Source organism: Bradyrhizobium sp. Kon58 (assembly GCF_055807455.1).
The window spans coordinates 211,043-229,646 of record NZ_JBVVOT010000002.1; the positions used below are offsets into that span (position 1 = coordinate 211,043).

At 64.4% G+C, this 18,604-nt stretch carries 22 protein-coding genes; 9 read left to right on the plus strand and 13 right to left on the minus strand.

Going from position 1 to position 18,604, the window contains the following annotated elements; all coding sequences use genetic code 11:
* The first annotated feature begins 193 nt into the window (after window positions 1-193).
* A complete protein-coding gene (locus tag AC0L20_RS04780; protein ID WP_018455390.1) occupies window positions 194-448 on the plus strand; it encodes a hypothetical protein in 255 nt (84 codons plus the stop codon).
* 39 nt (window positions 449-487) lie between these two features.
* On the opposite strand, the gene AC0L20_RS04785 is transcribed toward AC0L20_RS04780, so the two are convergent.
* From AC0L20_RS04785 to AC0L20_RS04800, 4 genes are all read right to left on the minus strand, one after another.
* Entirely contained in the window at window positions 488-730 is a 243-nt protein-coding gene (locus AC0L20_RS04785; protein WP_018455389.1) for a hypothetical protein, read from the minus strand.
* A gap of 253 nt (window positions 731-983) precedes the next feature.
* On the minus strand, window positions 984-1,691 hold the full coding sequence (locus AC0L20_RS04790) for an outer membrane protein (protein WP_473287627.1): 708 nt from the start codon (window positions 1,689-1,691) through the stop codon (window positions 984-986).
* Window positions 1,692-1,980: 289 nt separating this feature from the next.
* Window positions 1,981-2,376 carry a hypothetical protein gene (locus tag AC0L20_RS04795; protein WP_035961651.1) on the minus strand — a complete coding sequence of 132 codons (396 nt, stop codon included), beginning with the start codon at window positions 2,374-2,376 and terminating at the stop codon, window positions 1,981-1,983.
* Window positions 2,377-2,762: 386 nt separating this feature from the next.
* Window positions 2,763-3,179: a His-rich protein BRANT gene (locus AC0L20_RS04800; protein WP_473287628.1), complete on the minus strand. Its 417-nt coding sequence runs from the start codon at window positions 3,177-3,179 to the stop codon at window positions 2,763-2,765.
* Between the two features lie 251 nt (window positions 3,180-3,430).
* Here AC0L20_RS04800 and AC0L20_RS04805 point away from each other — a divergent pair, with 251 nt between their 5' ends.
* Complete coding sequence (locus AC0L20_RS04805; protein ID WP_473287629.1) at window positions 3,431-3,973, plus strand: tetratricopeptide repeat protein; 543 nt, start codon at window positions 3,431-3,433, stop codon at window positions 3,971-3,973.
* Between the two features lie 108 nt (window positions 3,974-4,081).
* Window positions 4,082-5,470 (plus strand): serine hydrolase domain-containing protein, encoded by a 1,389-nt coding sequence (locus AC0L20_RS04810; RefSeq protein WP_473287630.1) that lies wholly within the window; start codon window positions 4,082-4,084, stop codon window positions 5,468-5,470.
* Here AC0L20_RS04810 and AC0L20_RS04815 read toward each other — a convergent pair.
* The gene (locus AC0L20_RS04815; protein ID WP_473287631.1) at window positions 5,457-7,022 is read right to left on the minus strand and encodes a S10 family peptidase; all 1,566 of its coding nucleotides are present in this window, start codon (window positions 7,020-7,022) and stop codon (window positions 5,457-5,459) included. The genes AC0L20_RS04810 and AC0L20_RS04815 overlap by 14 nt on opposite strands.
* Window positions 7,023-7,277: 255 nt before the next feature.
* Here AC0L20_RS04815 and AC0L20_RS04820 point away from each other — a divergent pair, with 255 nt between their 5' ends.
* The 3 genes from AC0L20_RS04820 to AC0L20_RS04830 all read left to right on the plus strand — a co-directional run bounded on the left by AC0L20_RS04820 (window position 7,278) and on the right by AC0L20_RS04830 (window position 9,301).
* On the plus strand, window positions 7,278-8,057 hold the full coding sequence (locus AC0L20_RS04820; protein WP_007602648.1) for an NAD kinase: 780 nt from the start codon (window positions 7,278-7,280) through the stop codon (window positions 8,055-8,057).
* A gap of 88 nt (window positions 8,058-8,145) precedes the next feature.
* Entirely contained in the window at window positions 8,146-8,691 is a 546-nt protein-coding gene (locus tag AC0L20_RS04825) for a response regulator (RefSeq protein ID WP_007611745.1), read from the plus strand.
* 31 nt (window positions 8,692-8,722) lie between these two features.
* Window positions 8,723-9,301, plus strand: a complete 579-nt coding sequence (locus tag AC0L20_RS04830) for an Hpt domain-containing protein (protein ID WP_473287632.1) — start codon at window positions 8,723-8,725, stop codon at window positions 9,299-9,301.
* Window positions 9,302-9,423: 122 nt separating this feature from the next.
* On the opposite strand, the gene AC0L20_RS04835 is transcribed toward AC0L20_RS04830, so the two are convergent.
* The 4 genes from AC0L20_RS04835 to folE form a co-directional block, all read right to left on the minus strand.
* Window positions 9,424-10,599, minus strand: a complete 1,176-nt coding sequence (locus AC0L20_RS04835) for a DUF2336 domain-containing protein (RefSeq protein ID WP_473287633.1) — start codon at window positions 10,597-10,599, stop codon at window positions 9,424-9,426.
* Window positions 10,600-10,803: 204 nt separating this feature from the next.
* Entirely contained in the window at window positions 10,804-11,901 is a 1,098-nt protein-coding gene (locus AC0L20_RS04840; RefSeq protein ID WP_473287634.1) for a lytic transglycosylase domain-containing protein, read from the minus strand.
* Window positions 11,902-11,991: 90 nt separating this feature from the next.
* Complete coding sequence (gene hisI, locus AC0L20_RS04845) at window positions 11,992-12,414, minus strand: phosphoribosyl-AMP cyclohydrolase (RefSeq protein WP_473287635.1); 423 nt, start codon at window positions 12,412-12,414, stop codon at window positions 11,992-11,994.
* Between the two features lie 27 nt (window positions 12,415-12,441).
* Complete coding sequence (gene folE / locus AC0L20_RS04850) at window positions 12,442-13,134, minus strand: GTP cyclohydrolase I FolE (RefSeq protein ID WP_247287114.1); 693 nt, start codon at window positions 13,132-13,134, stop codon at window positions 12,442-12,444.
* Window positions 13,135-13,363: 229 nt separating this feature from the next.
* On the opposite strand from folE, the gene AC0L20_RS04855 reads away from it, so the two are divergent.
* Complete coding sequence (locus tag AC0L20_RS04855; protein WP_085361750.1) at window positions 13,364-13,819, plus strand: iron-sulfur cluster assembly scaffold protein; 456 nt, start codon at window positions 13,364-13,366, stop codon at window positions 13,817-13,819.
* 58 nt (window positions 13,820-13,877) lie between these two features.
* On the opposite strand, the gene AC0L20_RS04860 is transcribed toward AC0L20_RS04855, so the two are convergent.
* The gene (locus tag AC0L20_RS04860; protein ID WP_473287636.1) at window positions 13,878-14,777 is read right to left on the minus strand and encodes a COG3904 family protein; all 900 of its coding nucleotides are present in this window, start codon (window positions 14,775-14,777) and stop codon (window positions 13,878-13,880) included.
* A 253-nt stretch (window positions 14,778-15,030) separates the two neighbouring features.
* Between AC0L20_RS04860 and yidD the strand changes: the two genes are divergently transcribed.
* Both yidD and AC0L20_RS04870 read left to right on the plus strand, forming a co-directional pair.
* A complete protein-coding gene (gene yidD, locus AC0L20_RS04865; protein WP_473287850.1) occupies window positions 15,031-15,369 on the plus strand; it encodes a membrane protein insertion efficiency factor YidD in 339 nt (112 codons plus the stop codon).
* A 79-nt stretch (window positions 15,370-15,448) separates the two neighbouring features.
* On the plus strand, window positions 15,449-15,661 hold the full coding sequence (locus tag AC0L20_RS04870) for a hypothetical protein (protein ID WP_473287637.1): 213 nt from the start codon (window positions 15,449-15,451) through the stop codon (window positions 15,659-15,661).
* Window positions 15,662-15,668: 7 nt separating this feature from the next.
* Here the strand turns inward: AC0L20_RS04870 and AC0L20_RS04875 are convergent, their stop codons facing one another.
* The 3 genes from AC0L20_RS04875 to AC0L20_RS04885 are packed head-to-tail and all read right to left on the minus strand — an operon-like array spanning window position 15,669 to window position 18,509.
* Window positions 15,669-16,622 (minus strand): PDR/VanB family oxidoreductase, encoded by a 954-nt coding sequence (locus tag AC0L20_RS04875; protein ID WP_473287638.1) that lies wholly within the window; start codon window positions 16,620-16,622, stop codon window positions 15,669-15,671.
* On the minus strand, window positions 16,619-17,140 hold the full coding sequence (locus AC0L20_RS04880; protein WP_473287639.1) for an MOSC domain-containing protein: 522 nt from the start codon (window positions 17,138-17,140) through the stop codon (window positions 16,619-16,621). Before AC0L20_RS04880 ends, AC0L20_RS04875 begins: the two co-directional genes overlap by 4 nt.
* Before the next feature lie 55 nt (window positions 17,141-17,195).
* Window positions 17,196-18,509, minus strand: coding sequence for an MFS transporter (locus AC0L20_RS04885; protein ID WP_473287640.1), 1,314 nt, complete (start codon window positions 18,507-18,509; stop codon window positions 17,196-17,198).
* Window positions 18,510-18,604 lie beyond the last annotated feature (95 nt).

The following is an 18,604-nucleotide window of genomic DNA, read 5'->3' on the forward strand; positions in this document are numbered from 1 at the left end:
GTTTTCAGGTCGGTCGTCATGGCCGAAAACATCCCCTGATTCCGCCAAATGAGTCCCGGGGATTCTTTTTTTCGGGATTCAGGACTCGTTAAGGACTCAGGCCCCGGCGACCCCGATCACGGCCGCGTGATCGACCGGCAATCGGAACCCCTCCCCCGCAAAGTCGTTAACGCGCTTTCCGGGAGCGGGAAGAATGCCCTACGCCCTGTTCTGCAACGACGCCCAGATCAGCAAGGCCTATCCTGATGAGTCCGACGTCTGGAGGCTCGCGCAGCGAAGTGGCCTCGTCGTGGACGTAACCGCGGATGACAACCGCCCCGGGCCACGGCGGGTGCTCGACAATGATTACGAGATCAAGCCGTGCCGGGCCGCACAGGGCGAGGACCCGGCCCGAAACAAGGCCGAGGCCGATCGCCAAGCGAGGATGGAGCTTGAGCTGAATTCCTAAAGACGGATCAAAGGTGGGAAGCCAGAGCTCAGGAAAAGCTCAGGGCGTCGCGGTCGCAAGCGAGGCCTGCTCGCCCGCCAGAGCCACGCAGGCCTTCCGGCGATGCAGCCCACGGATCGCGCCGGTGACCTTCAGCACCTTTCCGGAGGAGCACGACGCGTCCTTGACGAAGGCCACCTCGTAGGGTGCCAGCATCAGAGGCTCGGATTTGAGGATTGTTTGGGCAGCGCACGGCAAACTGACGAAGCACGAGAGCACCACAGCCGACACCAAGATACGCATGTCCGTCGTCCCACCAGCCCGGTAATTCTCATATAACGCGTTCCGGCGCGCGAGTTCCCTAAGCTGCAAAAATTATTTTTGCTTTACCCGAGCTCCATGACGCCCGTGAGAAAGCGCGCGCCAAAACGTTTGCTTGCAAATGACGCGCCAGATGGTTGACGCAATGCAAACGACAGAAGGCTGGCAACCGGAGCCGGCAAACGAAAGGCCGGCGGGAGCCGGCCTTTGTCAGATCGTGATCGTTGGTGGCGCGTCAGTAGCGCGAGGCTGCCGGACCGCCCCAGCCGAAGCGATAGTTCACGCCGACCTTGACGGTATGCTCGTCCTCCCGGCCGCGGACGCCGACAACGTCGGCCGGACCGGAGGTGATCGTCGTGCTGCCGAAGTTGTAATACTGGTACTCGGCCTTGGCCGACCAATTCGGCGCGAACATGTATTCGAGGCCAGCGCCAACGGTATAGCCGTCCTTGCTGTTGCCGGTCGCGGTGAAGGGCTGCGGAACGCCGGCAATATTGACGCCGAGGCCGCCGTTGCGCCAGGCGTACCCGCCCTTGGCGTAAAGCAGCGCCGGTCCCCAGGTGTAGCCGATGCGACCGGTCACCGAGCCGAGCTGGTCGGTATTGGAGGTCACCTGCGTGCCCAGCGGGAACGTGGCGCCGCCATTGTTGGTCGGCAGCCAGGAATACTGGGCCTCGACACCCATGACCCAATTGGGTGCGAACTGGTAGTCGAAGCCGCCCTGAACACCGCCGAGGAAGCGCGCGTCGCTCGACTGGAAGCTGCTGTCGCCGGCAAAGGCGCCGCCGACATGGCCGCCGATGTAGAAGCCGGTCCAGTTGTAGATCACCTGCGGCGGCGTGTAGGCCGGAGCCTTGGTGTAGGTGCGCGCCTGCATGTCGGCTGCGGCAGCCGGCGCGGCCAGCGCAAGCAGGGCAACTGCACCCAGCAAAATCCTTTTCATGATCATCCCCGTTCTTTCAAATTCGACACTCAGGAAACAACGTGGCGTGAATTGGGTTGCTTCGCGGCGATGCCGGAACGTTGATCGTTCGTGACTGTGACGGAGCGGCAACAGCGCGATTTTGTTCCGTCCCGCAGGCTCGTACCGACGGTTTTTTTCCGCCGGAAACAGAACCTGCCGTAACGATGAGTCGCAACGCAAAACCACGCCGTTCAAAGCTCCCCGAAATGTGATCCGGCAGCTCCGGCGGGCTTTGTCCTATCACCAAGCGATGAAGGTGGGCTTTGCGCTACCGCGTCATCTTTTCAAGTTCTGGAAAGGGTACGTAAACCGCGCCCGCGCACAGCTCGCTGGCGCGATCGACGACGCGGTCCGCCCGGCCGTTGACGAAGATCACGGCGCGTTCCCTCATGGCCTTGTAGGTGCCGTCGGTCTCGCGTGGGGTGAAGTGCAGGCAGCTGACATAGAACTGCCGACCGCCGACCTCGCGCTGCACCGGCTCGGCCATGCTGGCGTCACGCACGCCGACGGGGTTGTTCAGATAGCTGCGCATCAAGGCCAGCGTGTCGCCGCGGAAATTGTCGGGAAACGGCTGCGGTCCGCCAGCCTGGGTCCCGTCCATCAGGGTTGGACGGTCACCATCGCTGCCGAAACATCCCGTGAGCGCCAGCGGCAGTGCCAGCATCAACGCCAAGCTCACTGCGCGTTTCGCTCGTCGCCGCACCGCTTACGCTCTCCGCTCGATCAGTCTCGGAGACGTTCAGCCCCAAGGTTGCAATGATGCATGTCTACAGGTGTTTTGCCCGACGAGTCAAACGGATTCGTAAAATCCGTAGATGAGCCACCGCTTAAACCATTGATTTATCTACGACCCGCTACTGTGCATGGGGTTGTTTTCGAGGTTTTGCTTGCGGCCGCAAACCTGGGACGTTGCTCGCGGGCTTCAGCATGGTCGTACCGGCCCGTCGCCAGCACCTCGAGCTTTCGCGCAAGGCGTGACGAACGGGCCGGGCCTGAATTCCTCACGCGGCGGCTGGGCAATGCTAGAACGCCGCCGCGCAGGATCAGTGGTTAGCTGCGCTTCTCCATCGTCGCCGGCTTGGTCACGTCCGGCTGCGTCGTCAGCGACTTCTTCGCGGACAGATGCTTGTGGTGGTGGCGATGCGTGCGCACGGTCTTGTGCGCGTCCGGTGTGACCGCGGCGTTGGCGTTCATCGCCTTCGACTTGGTGTCCACCTTGGCGTCCGAAGCCTTGACACCGGAAGCCTTGACGTCTGAAGCCTTGGCGTCTGAAGCCTTGACATCCGAAGTCTTGGCATCGGCCTTGAGGCCGGCGTCGGGTTTCGCGGCGGTGGTGGACACCTTGGTCTGGCTCTGGTCCGCCTTGATCACCGGCGTGGTCGTGGTGGTCTTGCCGGCCTCGGCTGCGAAGGCCGGGGCTGCGATCACGGAAGCTGCAAGCAAGGCTGCGGAAATGGTCTTCAACATGGTTGGTCTCCTCTTGGAAGGATCTTGAGGCGGGCGCCCTCTCGCCAACCCTTTGATCGTAGGTTGGAGCCTAGGGGGCACGCACTGAACCCAATCTGAAGCCCGCAGCAGGCTCCCGTTCATCTGATGACAAGTTTGTCATCTGCCCGCAGGGCGAATAGGCCGGGATGCCGGGAATGTTTTCGCCTGATGGGTGTTCCGGTCTTTGGGCAATCGTGTAGGATCGCCACGTTCCATACGGGAGAACTTAGATGCGAAAACTCTCAACGCTTCTTGTGCCAGGACTTGTCGCCATGACATTGGCGGCCGGGCCGGCTCTGACCAGCGCCTATGCCGCAGGTGGCGACACCCCCTCGTCGCCGCCGGCCTCGGACACCTCGACCAAGAAGGGCAAGAAGAAGAGCTCCTCCGTCAACGATCCGAAATTCCTCGCCGCCTATCGCACCGCCTACACCACGATCTACGACAATCACGACTACACCGGCGCGATCGGCCAGCTGAAGTCGCTCAAGCGCGACGACGTCGCCGACGTCGCCAATCTGATCGGCTACTCCTATCGCAAGCTCGGCGACTACCAGTCGTCGAAGGTCTATTACGAGCTGGCGCTGAAGGACGATCCGAACCACGTCCGCACCTGGCAGTATTATGGCCTCTGGCAGCTCGAGCAGGGCAACCGCGAGCAGGCGCAGTATCACCTCAACAAGCTCGCCTCGCTCGCCGGCACCGACAGCTCCGAATATCGTTCGCTCGCCGCCGCGCTCGACAAGCCGACCGGAGCGACTCTCGTCTATTAAGAACATCGCATCTCCGAATGGGACGAACGGGCACAACCTCAGGGTTGTGCCCGTTCTGCGTTCTCGGCTAGCTTGCCCACCCATCTTCCCCTCGCAAATCGGTGCACAATGGACAATTGGCTGCGATCCGCGATCGACTACATCGGCTCCTGGATCGAATTCCAGCACACCACAATCCAGCAGCCGGGCGTCATGGTCGCCTTCGTCCATCGCGGCGAAATCGTTGCCGAGCATGCGTTCGGCCTCGCCAATCTCGACACCGGCGAGAAGCTCACTCCGCGCCACCGCTTCCGCATCGCCTCGCACTCGAAGAGCTTCACCTCGGCCGGCATCATGAAGCTGCGCGAGCAGCGCAAGATCCGGCTCGACGATCCCATTGGCCAATATGTCGCCGGCATGCATCCGCGCGTCGCCGAAACGACGATCGCGCAGGTGCTCTCGCACAGCGCGGGACTGACGCGCGACGGCGCCGATTCCGGCCAGTTCATCGACAGCCGTCCTTATCTCGACGCGAGCGAGCTGCTCGCGGAATTGAAGCTACCGACCGCGATCGAGCCGGGCACACGCTTCAAATATTCCAATCACGGTTTTGGCTTGCTCGGTCTCGTCATCGAGGCCGTGACGAAGGAGCCTTACCGCGCCTGGATGAAGCGCGAGATCATCGAACCCGCAGGCCTGCGCGAGACCGAGCCGGACGCGCCGCTTCCTAAAGGTGCGCCGTTCGCGCGCGGCCACACACGAAGGGTGCCGTACGGCGAGCGATGCGTGATCCCCGGCGACAATCCCACCCGCGCGATGGCCTCCGCCACAGGCTTCGCCGCCACCGCCGCCGACACGGCGCGCTTCTTCGCGCAGCTCGCGCCCAATGCGAAAAAGAGCGTGCTATCGGTCGCGAGCCGCCGCGAGATGACGCGGCATCATTGGCGCATCCCGCAGAGTTTCGAGGGCTATTACGGCTTGGGTATCAACGCCGGCAAGCTCGACGGTTGGGACTGGTTCGGCCATGGCGGCCACTTCCAGGGCTACATCTCCCGGACCTGCTCCATCCCCGCCTGCGAGCTCGCGATAAGCATCATCAGCAACTCCATCGACGGCGCGGCGCCGTTCTGGATGGACGGCGCGATGCAGATCCTGCGCGTCTTCCAGACCCGTGGAGCACCCGACCGCCGCGTGCGCGACTGGACCGGGCGCTGGTGGACGATCTGGGGCGCGACCGATCTGGTGCCCGCGGGCAACCGCGTGCTGGTCGCCAATCCCCAGTTGAACAATCCATTCATGGATGCCGGCGAGATCGAGGTCACCGGCCGCGACACCGGCAAGCTCGCCTGGGCCGCCGGCCATTCCAGCCACGGCGAGCCGGTCCGCCGCGTCCGCGACAAACGCGGCAAGGTCAGGGACATCTGGATTGCGGGCGCCAACATCAAGCCTGCGGCCGTCGTAGCCCGCGAGATCGCTCGGAGATATAAGCCGCGCAAGCGACGGCCTACTCCCGAATGAGCGCCTCGACCTCGCTCCGAAGCGCCTGCCGCGAGCCGTCGCGCGAATAGAACATGTGGCCGCCGGGATAGACCAGGAACTTGACCCGCTGTGTTGCGAAGGCCGGCAACTGGTCGAGCACCCGTTTCGATCCGAAATAGGGCGTGGCGAGATCGAACAGGCCGTGCGCGACCAGCACGTTCAGCTTCGCATCCGTGGCGAGGATCTGGCGCAGCTCGGAGACCGACTGCGGCGGGTTGATGCCGCGGCCGAAATCCCAGTGCCCCTCGACGGCGCCGTTCAACACCTCGTAGGAGCCATCGGGCCGCCAATTGAGCTTGTGTGTCAACAGGTCAACCACAGCACTCGTCAGCGGCGCCTGCAGCGCATCGCCGGAGGGATCACCGAACCGCGAGCTGCTCGAATCCGGATAGGGATCGAAGCCGCGCACCGAGGCATCGTAGCGTCCCGTGATCTTGCCGTTCTTGCGGTCGAGCTCGCGGCGGAATTCGCCGACGTCGAAGCGGCCGGCAAGCCGGCGGCTCACCGCCTGGTCGATGCCGGTGAGCTCGGCGACCTTGTCGGCAAGCCGATTGGTTGCCTCCTTGTCCGCCTCGCCCTTGACGAGGTCGGCCAGGAATTCGCCGCGCGCGTAAGCCTCGACGTCGGCTAGATCGGCGCGCTTGACCGGGCCTTTCGCCTCGCGCGCCACCGCGACATAGCTCGGCAGCGTCGCGACATATTGCAGGAGGCTGGTGCCGGTGAACTCGCGGAAGTCCAGCAGCGGCGACACCAGGATCAATCCCCTGACGCCGACGCCGTGCTGGAGCTGCAACTGGCGCACCACCTTCGGCCCGCGAATGCCGCCATAGCTTTCGCCGGCAACGTATTTCGGCGAGGTCAGCCGCTCGTGCTTCTCGAGCCAGCGGCGGATCACCAACGCGATCGAATTGACGTCGCCGTCGACGGAGTAGAACGATTTGCGCGCGTCATCGCTGCTTGCGACAAAGCGGCTGTAGCCGGTGCTGACGGGGTCGATGAAGACGAGATCGGTGAAATCGAGCCAGGTCTCCGCGTTCGGCTTCACCTCGGGCGAGGCGGACGGCGACAGGGCTTCGCCATCGAGCGGCAGCCGCCACGGCCCCGCTGCGCCGAACTGGAGCCATGCCGAGGACGCACCGGGCCCACCATTGAACAGGAACGTCACCGGGCGCGTCGCCCGGTCAGCGCCGTCGAGCTCATAGGATGTATAGGCGATGTCCGCCACCGGCTCGCCCTTGCCGTCGAACACGCGGATCGATCCGGCGGTCGCTGCGAAATTGAGCGTGCGGCCGGGAAGATCGAGCGTCTGCTTCGTGGTCGAATCCGACGGAAGACGGTGCGGCTCGGCGGCTGACGATGCATTCTGCGACGCGCTTTGTGCGCCGCCGCGACCGCCCTTCGGTCCGGCTGCTGCCGCCGCTTCGGCGCGCGGCTGCGGCGGATCGTCGGCGCGCGCAAATCCTGCGAGCGCGAATGCCGACACCGCCAGCACCAGGGTCGCACGGCGGAGCGCCGGCATGTTCGTGGCCATGATCGTTCTCCCTGCCCGGCGACGCCCGCCGGTGCGGGCCGTAAGGCTAGCGCGGAATTGCGACGGTTTGGGGGATCATGGCTCCAGCGGCGCCTGAAGAGCCCGGTGGGGCACAAATCGACCCGGTTTCATCCTCAAATCGGAATCGGCAGTTGCCGGTCTGGTGTGAAGGGCGGTCATCCTCGACAATCCCGGTCGAGATCGTTAGACGAGCCCGGCGGAACTTTCTCCAGCCAGCGGCCCTGCCCGGAAGCCATGACCAAGCCAGCGCGATACGACCGGATCGCCTTCGTCGCCAGCCCGAGCAGCGAGGCGCAAGCCGCCTTCGGCCAGCTCACCAGGGACTTCGGCAATTGCGATCCGAAGGACGCCGACATCGTGGTCGCGCTCGGCGGTGACGGGCTCATGCTCCAGACGCTGCATCAGCACATGCATACGGGCAAGCCGATCTACGGCATGCACCGCGGCACCGTCGGCTTCCTGATGAACGAGTACTCGACGGTCGATCTTCGGGCCCGTCTCGAGGCGGCGCAGGAATCCGAGATCCACCCGCTCCTGATGCGCGCGACCGACGCCAACGACCGCGTTCACCTGCATCACGCCATCAACGAGGTCGCCCTGTTCCGGCAGACCTACCAGGCCGCGCGCCTGCGGATCCTGATCGACGAGCGCGAGCGCATGTCCGAGCTGATCGCCGACGGCATCATGGTGGCAACGCCGGCCGGCTCGACCGCCTACAATCTGTCCGCCCAGGGGCCGATCCTGCCGATCAACGCCGCACTGCTGGCGCTGACACCGATCAGCGCGTTCCGCCCGCGACGCTGGCGCGGCGCGCTGCTGCCGAACACGGCTTACGTCGTGATCGAGGTGCTGGAGGGCGACAAGCGCCCCGTGGCGGCGGTCGCCGACCATGACGAGGTGCGCGACGTCCGCCGCGTCGAGGTGCTGTCCGACAGGACCATCTCGATGCGCATGCTCTTCGACCCCGGTCACAGCCTGGAAGAGCGCATTCTGCGCGAGCAGTTCGGCTCCTGAGCCGCCTCGCCGGACTGCCGATCGCAACCCTTCATTAACCCCCGACGAGATATGGTTAACGAAAGTTGACCGCTCCGGCCCGGGCTCCATGTTCCGCATCGATTTCAACAAGCTGCGTTTCCTCGTCTGCGACGACAATCCGCACATGCGCCGCATCCTGCGGACGCTGCTGCATTCGTTTGGCGCGCGTGAAGTCTACGAGGCCGAGGACGGCGCCACGGCGCTGGAAATGTACAGCCATTACGTGCCCGACATCGTCATCACCGACTGGGCGATGCCGATCTTCGACGGGCTCGAACTGGCGCAGATGATCCGGCAGCCGGAATCCAAGGGCAATCCTTACGCGCCGATCATCATGCTGACCGGCCATTCCGAGAAGCGCCGCGTCACGGTGGCGCGCGATGCCGGCGTCACCGAATTCCTGGCCAAGCCGATCTCGGCCAAGGGGCTCTACCAGCGCATCCTCAACGTGGTCGCCAGTCCCCGCCCCTTCATCAAGACCAAGACCTATTTCGGCCCGGACCGGCGCCGCAACATCAACTCCGCCTATATGGGCCCCGAGCGCCGCGTCGGCGAAAAGCACGAGGTGCTGCAGCAGCCCTCGCTGCTCGACAAGGCCCGCTCCTCCATCTAGCGCAACGTCTCTCACGATCGAGGCCGATATCATGGCGAAGAACAGCGCAAGAGACATCGAGATCACGGCCTTCGCCACGCATCAAATCATCACGCAGCCCAACCCGCTGCGGTCGGTCCTGCGCCGCGTCGAAGACAAGGACATGGACGATCCGGTCGCCCGCGCTGAACAGGCGCTCGCGGGCCTCGCCGGCGAGTTCAAGGACTGGATGGCGACCGAGATCAACCGGCTGTCGGCCGCCTACGTCGCCGTCCGGCACGACGGCTTCACCAAGGACAGGCGCGACGAGTTGTTTCGCGCCGCGCACGACATCAAGGGCGATGCCGCGACCTTCGGCTATCCGGCGGCGGCGGGCGTAGCCGAGAGCCTGTGCCGCGTCATCGAGCACGCGCCCGATCTCGAAAAGGTGCCGGCCGAGCTGTTCACGCACCACATCAACGCCATCCTCGCCATCGTGCACGAGAACACCAAGCTCGACAGCATCAGCGTCTCCGCCGAGCTCAGCCGGCGCCTGCGCAAGGTCGCCGACGACTATCTCGCCGACGCCAACCGCGATCGCCCCGAGCATCTCGAGGTGATCCTGGCGCCAAGCATCGCGCCGGCGGGGTAGCTGCGCCGTTCGCGAGGTGTGGTAGGGTGGGCAAAGCGAAGCGTGCCCACCAGTCGCCATGAATTGTGCGGAGAGACGGTGGGCACGGCGCAATGCGCCTTTGCCCACCCTACGGCGTCTCGTTACGCTGCAATCAGATCGCCATACACCGGATCAACTGTCTCCTCCGCGACCAGCTCGTCGCAGAACAGCCTTGCCTCTTCGCGCGCGGATTCGGTGGCGAAGCGGCGCAGCAGGACCATCAGCGGCTCGGTCGCGCCGCGGTCGGTCTCGCAATGGGTGAGCACGCGCTCGACCATGCGGCGGCGCAGCCGCACCGCATTGTCGTCGCTGTCGACGAAGCCCTGCTCGTGGCAGGCATCGAGCGCGACCTGGAAGGCCGCAAACGTCGCCTCGGGAAGCCCGGCGCGGCGGAGCAGCGCGTGCAGGCTGTTGCCGCCGCGATCGTGCAGCAGCGCGGACACGCGCGCCAGCGGCAGCTCGGCGAGCTCAGCCAGCGCCGCATCGAACAGATCGAGATTGCTCGACAGCAGCGCGCGCAGAATGAGACCCGCAGTGAGTTGGCCGGTGATGCGCAGGTGCCGAACAAGACCTTCCATGTCTTCGCCGCGCGAGCGCGCCGCGATGTTCATGGTGGAGCGGTCGCGCGCCTCGATCGCGATCCGCTCGGCGCGGTCGGCACTCAGCCAGTTCCGAGCCACGACGAATTGAGCCAGCGTCTCCGAGAGTTTTGCCACCAGCGCAGCGCGCGTGGCTGACGGCAGATCTTCCAGCACCAGCATCGCCTCGCGGATCGCGGCGAGATGGCCGTGACGCTCGACGATGCGATCCCAGGAGAACTGCGCAAGCTCGGCATGAGAATTTTCGATCAGCTCGAGCGCTGCCGCCGCGCAGCCGACTTCGGCAATGGCGGCGCAGACCGATACCGGCAGCGCGATGCGGCGCGCGACCGCGCACTGCACCTCGTCGTTGCCGGTGGCGACGATGTCGACGAGATCGGCGTCGATCAGCAGCGGAGAATGTTCGAGCACGGGCAACGCGACGGTCGGCTGGTCCGCAGACAGTGCCCGCACGATCGACGCCGGCGCCTCGGTGCTGCGCGCAAACGCCTCGGCCATCGCCTGCCGCACCAGCGGCGAGGGATCGTCGAGCAGCATCAGAAGCGCGCCTTCAGCGGCAATACGGTCGTCATGGGAAAGGTCTGAGATCAGCCAGGCCCGGGCCAGCGCCCGCGTCGCCTCGGCCCGCTCGCCAGCGGGCGCCGTCCTGATCCAATTGATGAACTGCCGAACAATCATGGTGCTTCCGGCTTACGCAACGAAGACGAAGCGGTGACGGCTTGTCACCTGCAACACAAAATAAACCACGACGCTTAACAAAGCGTTCACCATAACTGGCTGGTTTTATTGACGTTTTGTTAAGGGAACAAAGGCGCCTGTGCACGCGCCGGGACCTGCGCGCAGCGTTCACGCTGCGATGCGTCCGAGACACCGGCGCGCGAATTAGCTTGAGAACGTGCCGCTGCGATCGCTGAAGAGATCAAGAGGCTGGGGCGGCCGGATGTCGGGCGTCGCCGATGCGGCCGAAGTCGCGGGTGCGACCGAGGTCGCAGGTGCGACCGAAGTGAGCGAGGCGTTGTTGCCCCACAATTTCTGCACGGTCGTCGAGACCGGCTGGGTGGTGTCGCCGGGCTGATAGATCGAGCGAAACACCGGCGTGCTCGGTGCATTGTCCGCCACCGTCATTGGCGCTGTCGCGCTGACCGGCGTCACCGCGCGTGTATTCGGAAAGGACTGGAGATACGCGGCATTGTCGATCAGCGGCGCGGCAGGTTGTACGCCATTGGCGCTCGCGACCTGCGTGGTCGATGGCGTGCCGCCATACATCGCCATTGCGCTGCGGGTGGTTTTCGAATTTGCCGCGCCGGCGTAGCGTGCATCCAGCACCGAATAGACCTCGGAGACGCTGCGCGCGCGGCCGTCCTTGGCGTAGAAGATCGAGCGATTGGCCGACGCCGCGTTGGGAAACAACCGCGCGCCGACCGCTTGCGGATTGTCCTCGGCATTGGCGATCAGCTTCGCGGCGCCGCCGACGCCCATGAAATGCGCCATGTAGAGTTCGCTGTCGGACGGCCTGCGGCCGAGCAGGCCGGTGAGCTTGAAGCTGTTCGACTGCGTCAGCGCGGCCGCCATGCTGGAGGCGGCCTCCGGATCGTCACGCAGCTTCATGATCGACCGCTTCATCGCGGGATCATCGACGGTGTAGGTGCCCGACGACGTCCTGGTGATCGCGTCGGAATAATTGCCATAGCCGAGCGGGGTGCCCGCTTCCTTCACCGTGCCGAGCCAGGTCTGGTCGATGAACTGGTAGAGCCCGTGCGCGGATGACGTAGTCGCCCCCGCCGTGGGATCGAAATCCGATTCCATCTTGGCGGTGGTCAGCATGTACTGGAAGCTGACGCCAGCGACGTTCGAGGCCTGCTTGATCGCACCGGCGACGCGTGCCCGCGACGGATCGAGAACCGCCGTCTGAGAGGCACTGGAATTGTCGACCGACATGATGAAGTGCCCGCACCGCACGGCGTTGAGGGGCGCCGGCAATTCAGCGCCCTGTCGCCTCACCGTGGGACAGGTATGGTTAATGCGGGGTTAATTCGGATCGCCAGCTCCGCCCTGCGCGTGACGGCAGGACTACTTCTTGTACACCGCGTCCGGATCGAACAGTCTGTCCGCATCGACGAAGACGAGCGTGGCGCCGCGGTCTTCGGCTTCGACCTTGCGGTAGAAGCAGGACCGACGGCCGGTGTGACACGCCGCGCCGATCTGCTCGACGCGGAGCCAGATTGCATCCTGATCGCAATCGGTGCGGATCTCGACCACGCGCTGGGTCTGACCTGAGGTCTCACCTTTTCGCCACAAGGCATTGCGCGAGCGGCTGAAGTACCAGGCCTCGCCGGTCGCAATGGTCTTGCGCAGCGCCTCGTCGTTCATGTGCGCGACCATCAGCACGTCGCCGGTGGCGACGTCAGTCGCGACGACCGTCACGAGACCGGCCGCGTCGAACCTGGGAAGGAAGGCGAGACCTTCCTCGGTTTCATGGGAGTGAGCGGACACAGTGCCCTCGCCGGTCTATTCGCGAGGTCAGCGCTGCAGGCCTCGCACCAGGGACAGAAAACGAGCCTGTTCCGCCGGATTGTCGCGGAACATGCCGGTGAAGCGGCTGGTGAAGGTGGAGGCGCCATGTTTGGCGACGCCGCGCACCGACATGCAGGTATGCTCGGCCTCGATCAGCACGGCAACGCCGCGCGGCTTGAGGATCTCGTCGATCGCCGCCGCGATCTGCGCGGTCATGTGCTCCTGGGTCTGGAGCCGGCGGGCGAAGATGTCGGTGAGGCGCGCAAGCTTCGACAGGCCGACCACGCGTTCCACCGGCGTATAGGCGATGTGCGCCTTGCCGTAGAACGGCATCATGTGATGCTCGCATTGCGAGGTGAACTCGATGTCGCGCACAAGGACGAAATCATCATAGCCGGCGGTCTCGCCGAAGGTGCGATCAAGCACCTCGGCCGGGCACTGGTGGTAGCCCTGATAGAGTTCGTCGAAAGCCTCGACCACGCGGCGCGGCGTGTCGAGCAAGCCCTCGCGGTTGGTGTTCTCGCCGATATAGGCGAGCAGTGTCTTGACCGCCTGCTCGGCCTCGGCGCGCGCCGGGCGCGGCTGGTCGGCGCGGACGGCGGCGGCGAGGAATTCGGAAGGATCAAGCTCCGCCGGACGACCATCGGGCTGCCGGTCGGAGGGCTTGTTGGGGCGGATGGATTTGATGGTAGCGTCCATGTCTACTCCGTTCGACGGCCTTGCGGCCGGAGTGTCACCGGCAGACGGGGCGGCGAGCCGCCGGACGCCTGAGAGAACAGTTTCGGCGAAAAGGTCTTCAAATTAACGCCGGCAGCACGGTTCTGGATCACACCACTGCCGCAGCGCTGGACTGTTTTTCCGCCAGTTCCGACCCTATATAGGGCCGTGGACGGCGCACGCCAAGGCCGATCCTGCTGGACTCCATCACATGCTGAACGACATTTATAACAAGCGGATCATCGAACTGGCCGGGAATATTCCGCGGCTCGGACGGCTGTCGAATCCCGATGCCACCGCGACCGCCCACTCCAAGCTGTGCGGCTCGACCGTCAAGATCGACCTCAAGATGGAGGGCGACAAGGTCACCGACTTCGCCCACGACGTGAAGGCTTGCGCGCTGGGACAGGCTTCTTCATCCATCATGGCAAGTCAGATCGTCGGATCGACTGCGAGCGAACTCCGTGAGTTACGCGAAACTGTTCGCAAGATGCTGAAGGAGAACGGCGCGCCTCCCGAAGGCAAATGGGAAGAGATCAAGTTCCTCGAGCCGGTCCGCGACTACAAAGCGCGCCACGCCTCGACGCTCCTGACCTTCGATGCCGTGGTCGATGCCATTGGCCAGATCGAGGCGAAGGCGAAGCAGCCGGCTGCGGCGCAAGGCTGAGTCCGGAGGCTGATCCCGGGCTCTTCGCTGGCCCGGAAATAAGATCAGAAATTTGAGGCTACTTCTGCGCCGCCGCAACCGGCGTGGCGACGCCGCCCGTCGGCACCAGAGCTTCCGCCGTCTTGGTCGACTTGGCGGGCTGCTCCGGCTCCGCACCGAATCTCGCCTGGGTCTTCGGTGCAAGCTCCGCCATTGCCGGCGCGGAGATGTCGACATGCGGCAGCACTTCGGCCACGAGATCCGTCGTCACGAGATTGGTGAGCTTGAGCTCGCCCGCATCGAGCTCGTGCAGATCTTCCCAGGGCGGGACGCTGAGCGCGAGCGATAGCAGATCGCCGGCACCGCCCATGTCGAACGTGTATTTGGCGAGCCGGCCGATGTCGCGCTCCACGATCATCAAATCCTGCGCGCTGTAGCTCGCAGCCTTGGCATCGTCGGCGCGATCGCCCATCCAGATCTGGTGGACCCGCACATGGGCCGCTTCCGGCACGTAGCGCTTCTTGCCGGCCAGCAGCAGGAACACGCACATGGATTCGCAATAGGCCTCGGGCGCGACCGCCGGACGAACCGCCTGCCCGCCGCGGTTCTGAAGGCTGATGCCGACCGTGGTCAGAAGTCCGAGATTGCGGAAGCGCCGGCCGAGCGTGATCGCGTCGTTGACGGAACCACCGCTGGAATCGAGCACCACGGTGGCGCCGCCGAGCTGGCGCCCGCGGGAAAACTCTTCGAAGTCTTTGGGCGTATCTGCGGTGATGATGCCGACCGCGCTGACCCACCCGCGGCAATTCGGTTCGCAGGCGACCCAGCCGAACTTCATTGGCAGCTTGCGCTCTTCGAGGGCAGCACCGGCCCGAGCCGACGACCCGAGCGTCGCGACGGCGCCAGCCAGCACGACTCCACAAGCAGCGGTTCCCACCAGCAACCAGCCGCGAAGTTTGAGCGCCTTCAGAAGTTTCAAACTGGTCCCTTCCCCAAGTCCCAAGCTTTAGCCCAAGCCTTACGGCGAGCCGACTCAGCCAAGCCCCGTTCTGACGTTCCAATGAGTCTCACATGAACGTCACAAAAATGGTATCCGGGGGAATACAGCTCGTCCATAGGCACTTGCTGCACTGCTCCCAAAAAGCATGCAAAATATGACGTACAAACAACAGGTTAGAGTTCCCTGCGCCGGAACCGCGCAGAACCTCGCCCACGATCTCGGCAAAGCGCCCATGAAGCAATCAGCCTGCGAGCACTGTTCCAATCCCGTCGCGGGCGCACTCCGGCTTCCACGCAGATTCGGCCGTGCGTTGATCTGGCTCTACCGCCACACGCTCTCGCCGCTGGTTGGCTACAATTGCCGGCACCTGCCGACCTGCTCCGCCTATGGCGACGAGGCAATCGAACGGTTCGGGCTGTGGGCCGGCGGCTGGATGACGCTGGCGCGCCTGCTCCGTTGCAACCCCTTCGGCACCTCGGGCATCGACAACGTGCCCCTCACCGCGCCGCAAGGTTCGCGCTGGTATCTGCCCTGGCGATACGCCCGCTGGCGCGGTGTCAACGCATCCTGAGCACGACGCGTCGCTACCTTGAGTGGAACCGAAACTCTCTTCTCGCATTGATGTGATGCTCCCGCGGGAGGAAACAACAATGCGCTGGAAAATCAGCCCTCATTTTCACTTCAGGTCTGGACCGGATTCGCGGGGTGGTTCGCGAGGCCACGATCCCAGAACCCTCGACATGCTCGCCATCATCGTCCTCCTGATGCTCGCGGTCGGCTCCGGCTGGTATCTGGCGACGAGCACCGCCACGCCGCCGAGTACGACGGCGTTCATCGTGCCGAGCCAGAGCGTGCACTGGTAGGCTGGACTTAGAGGTCCAGCACCAGCCGGTCCGCGTCCGATCCGGCGACGCAGACCATGAGAAAGCGTTCGCGCTCATACGGCGACAGGACGCGATCGCGGTGCACGGGCTTGCCCTCGATCCAGCCAACCTTGCAGGCGCCGCAGATGCCGCCGCAGCAGGACGTCGATATATCGATGCCTCCTTCCTGCAAGGCCGCCAGCATGGTCTGGCCGGCGCGAACCTGGATTTCCGTCCCCGTACGCGCCAGCGAGAGCACAAAAGGCTTTGCGTCGGGGTCAATCACTGGCGGCGCGACGAAACGCTCGATGTGAACATTGGCTGCGGGCCAGGGTGCGGTCAGGCGCTCGAACTCGTCGGTCATGCCTTCCGGCCCGCAACAGGCGACCATCGTCTGCACCCCGACCTCTCCGACCAGCGACGCCAGATCCGGACGCCCGGCCGAGGAGGTGCGGTGCACGACGACACGCCCCGCTTCGATCAGCGGCGCGAGGTGGGCGGCAAGCGGCAACTCCTCGCGCACGATGAGGTGCAGCACAAAGTCCGCATTGCCAATCCGCAGGAGGTGACGTGCCATCGACAGGAACGGCGTCACGCCGATGCCACCCGCGACGAACACATGGCGCGCAATGTCCGCGCCCGGCTCCAGCCCGCCGCGCGGCAGTGACACGCCGATGATGTCACCTATGCCAACCTGGTCGTGAAGCGCACGCGAACCGCCGCGCCCATCGGCCTCGCGTTTGACCGCGATGACGTAACGCGTGTTGTCGGCGGGCTCATTGCACAGCGAATAGGTTCGCACGAGACCGTTCGGCAGATGCAGGTCGATGTGGGCGCCAGGCTTGAACGGCGGCAGGTCCCAACGGTCGGGATCGGCCAGCGTGAACACCTTGATCCCCGTACCAGCCCCTTCGATGCCGACGACAACCGTCTTGATCGCCGTTATGGGCCGCGCACTCATGGCGCGTTCCGTACGGTGTCGCCGACCCTGACGATGCCGCCTTGCAATATCCGGCAGTTGAGGCCCGATCGGTTGATAAGCGGATCGAAGATCGCCTTGCCCGTGATCTCCTCGATATGCCGGCACGGAATCGACAACCGGGTTGCTTCCAGCAAGGTCTCACCTAACCAGAAGCGGCGGCCGACCAGATGATTCAAGGGCACGCCCTCTACCGTCACATTGCGGCGATGCTCCTCGGGACCGAGTTCGATTCCCGCGTCGCGCTTGAGCGCGATCAAGGTTTCGAGCTCGAACAGGGTGACCTGCCGGCCCTCTTCGGGCTTGTGCGAATAAAATCCTTCCTCGCGCCCGATCATGTAGCGGTCACCCTCTATTCCTTGGCCAGCGACGAGAACGAGCTGCTCCATCGCGCGCATTGGCAGGAACGCGCGTGGAGCGAAATGGAGGAAGCGGACCAAGCCAGTCCAGCCGAGGCGTGCTGTACTATCGGCCGAGCCGGCGTCTATTTCATCAAGCATGACAAAATCCTTTTGAGAAGCGATGGCGCGCCGCCAGCAGCGGCGCGCCGCGGGATCAGGTCAGTTCCTTGTTCGCCGTTTCCGGCGCGAACGTGGTGGCGGTCGCCGTGATGGCGGCGCAGCCAATCAGCAGCAGCGAAACCGGCCAGGTGGCGCCGCCGCTCCAGGCCATCAGAGCCGCCGCAATCAGCGGCGTCAATCCGCCACTGATCGCAGCACCGACCTGAAACCCGAGCGAGGCGCCGCTATAGCGCAGCCGCGCGGAAAACAGCTCGGAGTACCAGGGCGCGCCGATGCCGAACATCACCATCTGCCCGAAAGTAATCGCGACCACGATGGTGCAGATGACGATGGTGGGGTCGCGAGTGTTGAGCAGCCAGAACAGCGGAAAGGCAAACAGCGCCGAAAACAGACAGCTTGCATAGAACATCTTTTTGCGGCCGATGATATCGGACAGCCAGCCGAACAGCGGAATGGCGAGCAACGCGACCAGCGATGCCGCGAAGGCGCCGTTCAACACCACCGTACGAGACAAGCCAAGATTCGCCGTGGCATAGGACATCACGAACACGCCGCCGATGCTGGCGTAGGCGATCTCCGAGATCTTCAGCCCGACCGCGGTAAAGAAAGGCCGGCGGTGGTGCCTGAAGATCTCGACCAGCGGCAGACTTGCGACCTCTTTTTTTGCCTGGACCTGGCGGAAGGCCACGGTCTCTTCCATGTTGAGGCGGATGTAGAGACCGACGCCGACCAGGAGGATCGAGATCAGGAACGGAATGCGCCAGCCATAGGACATGAACTCACTTTCCGGCAGGCTCGCCACCAGCGCAAACATGCCGATCGCGGCGAGATTGCCGATGGGATTGCCGACCTGCACCATGCTGCCGAGCAGGCCGCGGCGGTGCGTCGGGCAATTCTCCACCACCATCAGCACTGCACCACCCCATTCGCCGCCGAGGCCAATGCCCTGGAGGAATCGCAGGCCGATCAAGAGCAGCGGCGCGGCGATCCCGATCTGCTGATAGGTCGGAAGCAGGCCGATCAAGAAGGTGCCGATGCCCATCACCATGATCGTGATCGCGAGCATCGCCTTGCGGCCCACCCGGTCGCCGTAGTGACCGAAGATCGCGGCGCCAAGCGGTCGCGCCAGAAAGCCGACCGCATAAGTGCCGAAGGCCGCGATCGTGGCGAGCGTGGGATTGCCGGCAGCGAAGAAGACCTTGTTGAAGACCAGCGCTGTCGCCGTGCCGTAGATGAGGAAGTCGTACCATTCGACCGCGGTGCCGATCACGCTCGACCACACGATCCGCCGCAAGCTCGCCGCCTCGTCCGGGGCTACGTTCAGGGTTACGTCGTCTGCTACGGTCATCGATGTCTCCAAAAGGTACCGGCGCCAGGGAAAGCAGTTGGCTCTGTCCGCGGAGCTCATCGGCACCCCGGACGGTAAAATCGATCATGTTTACT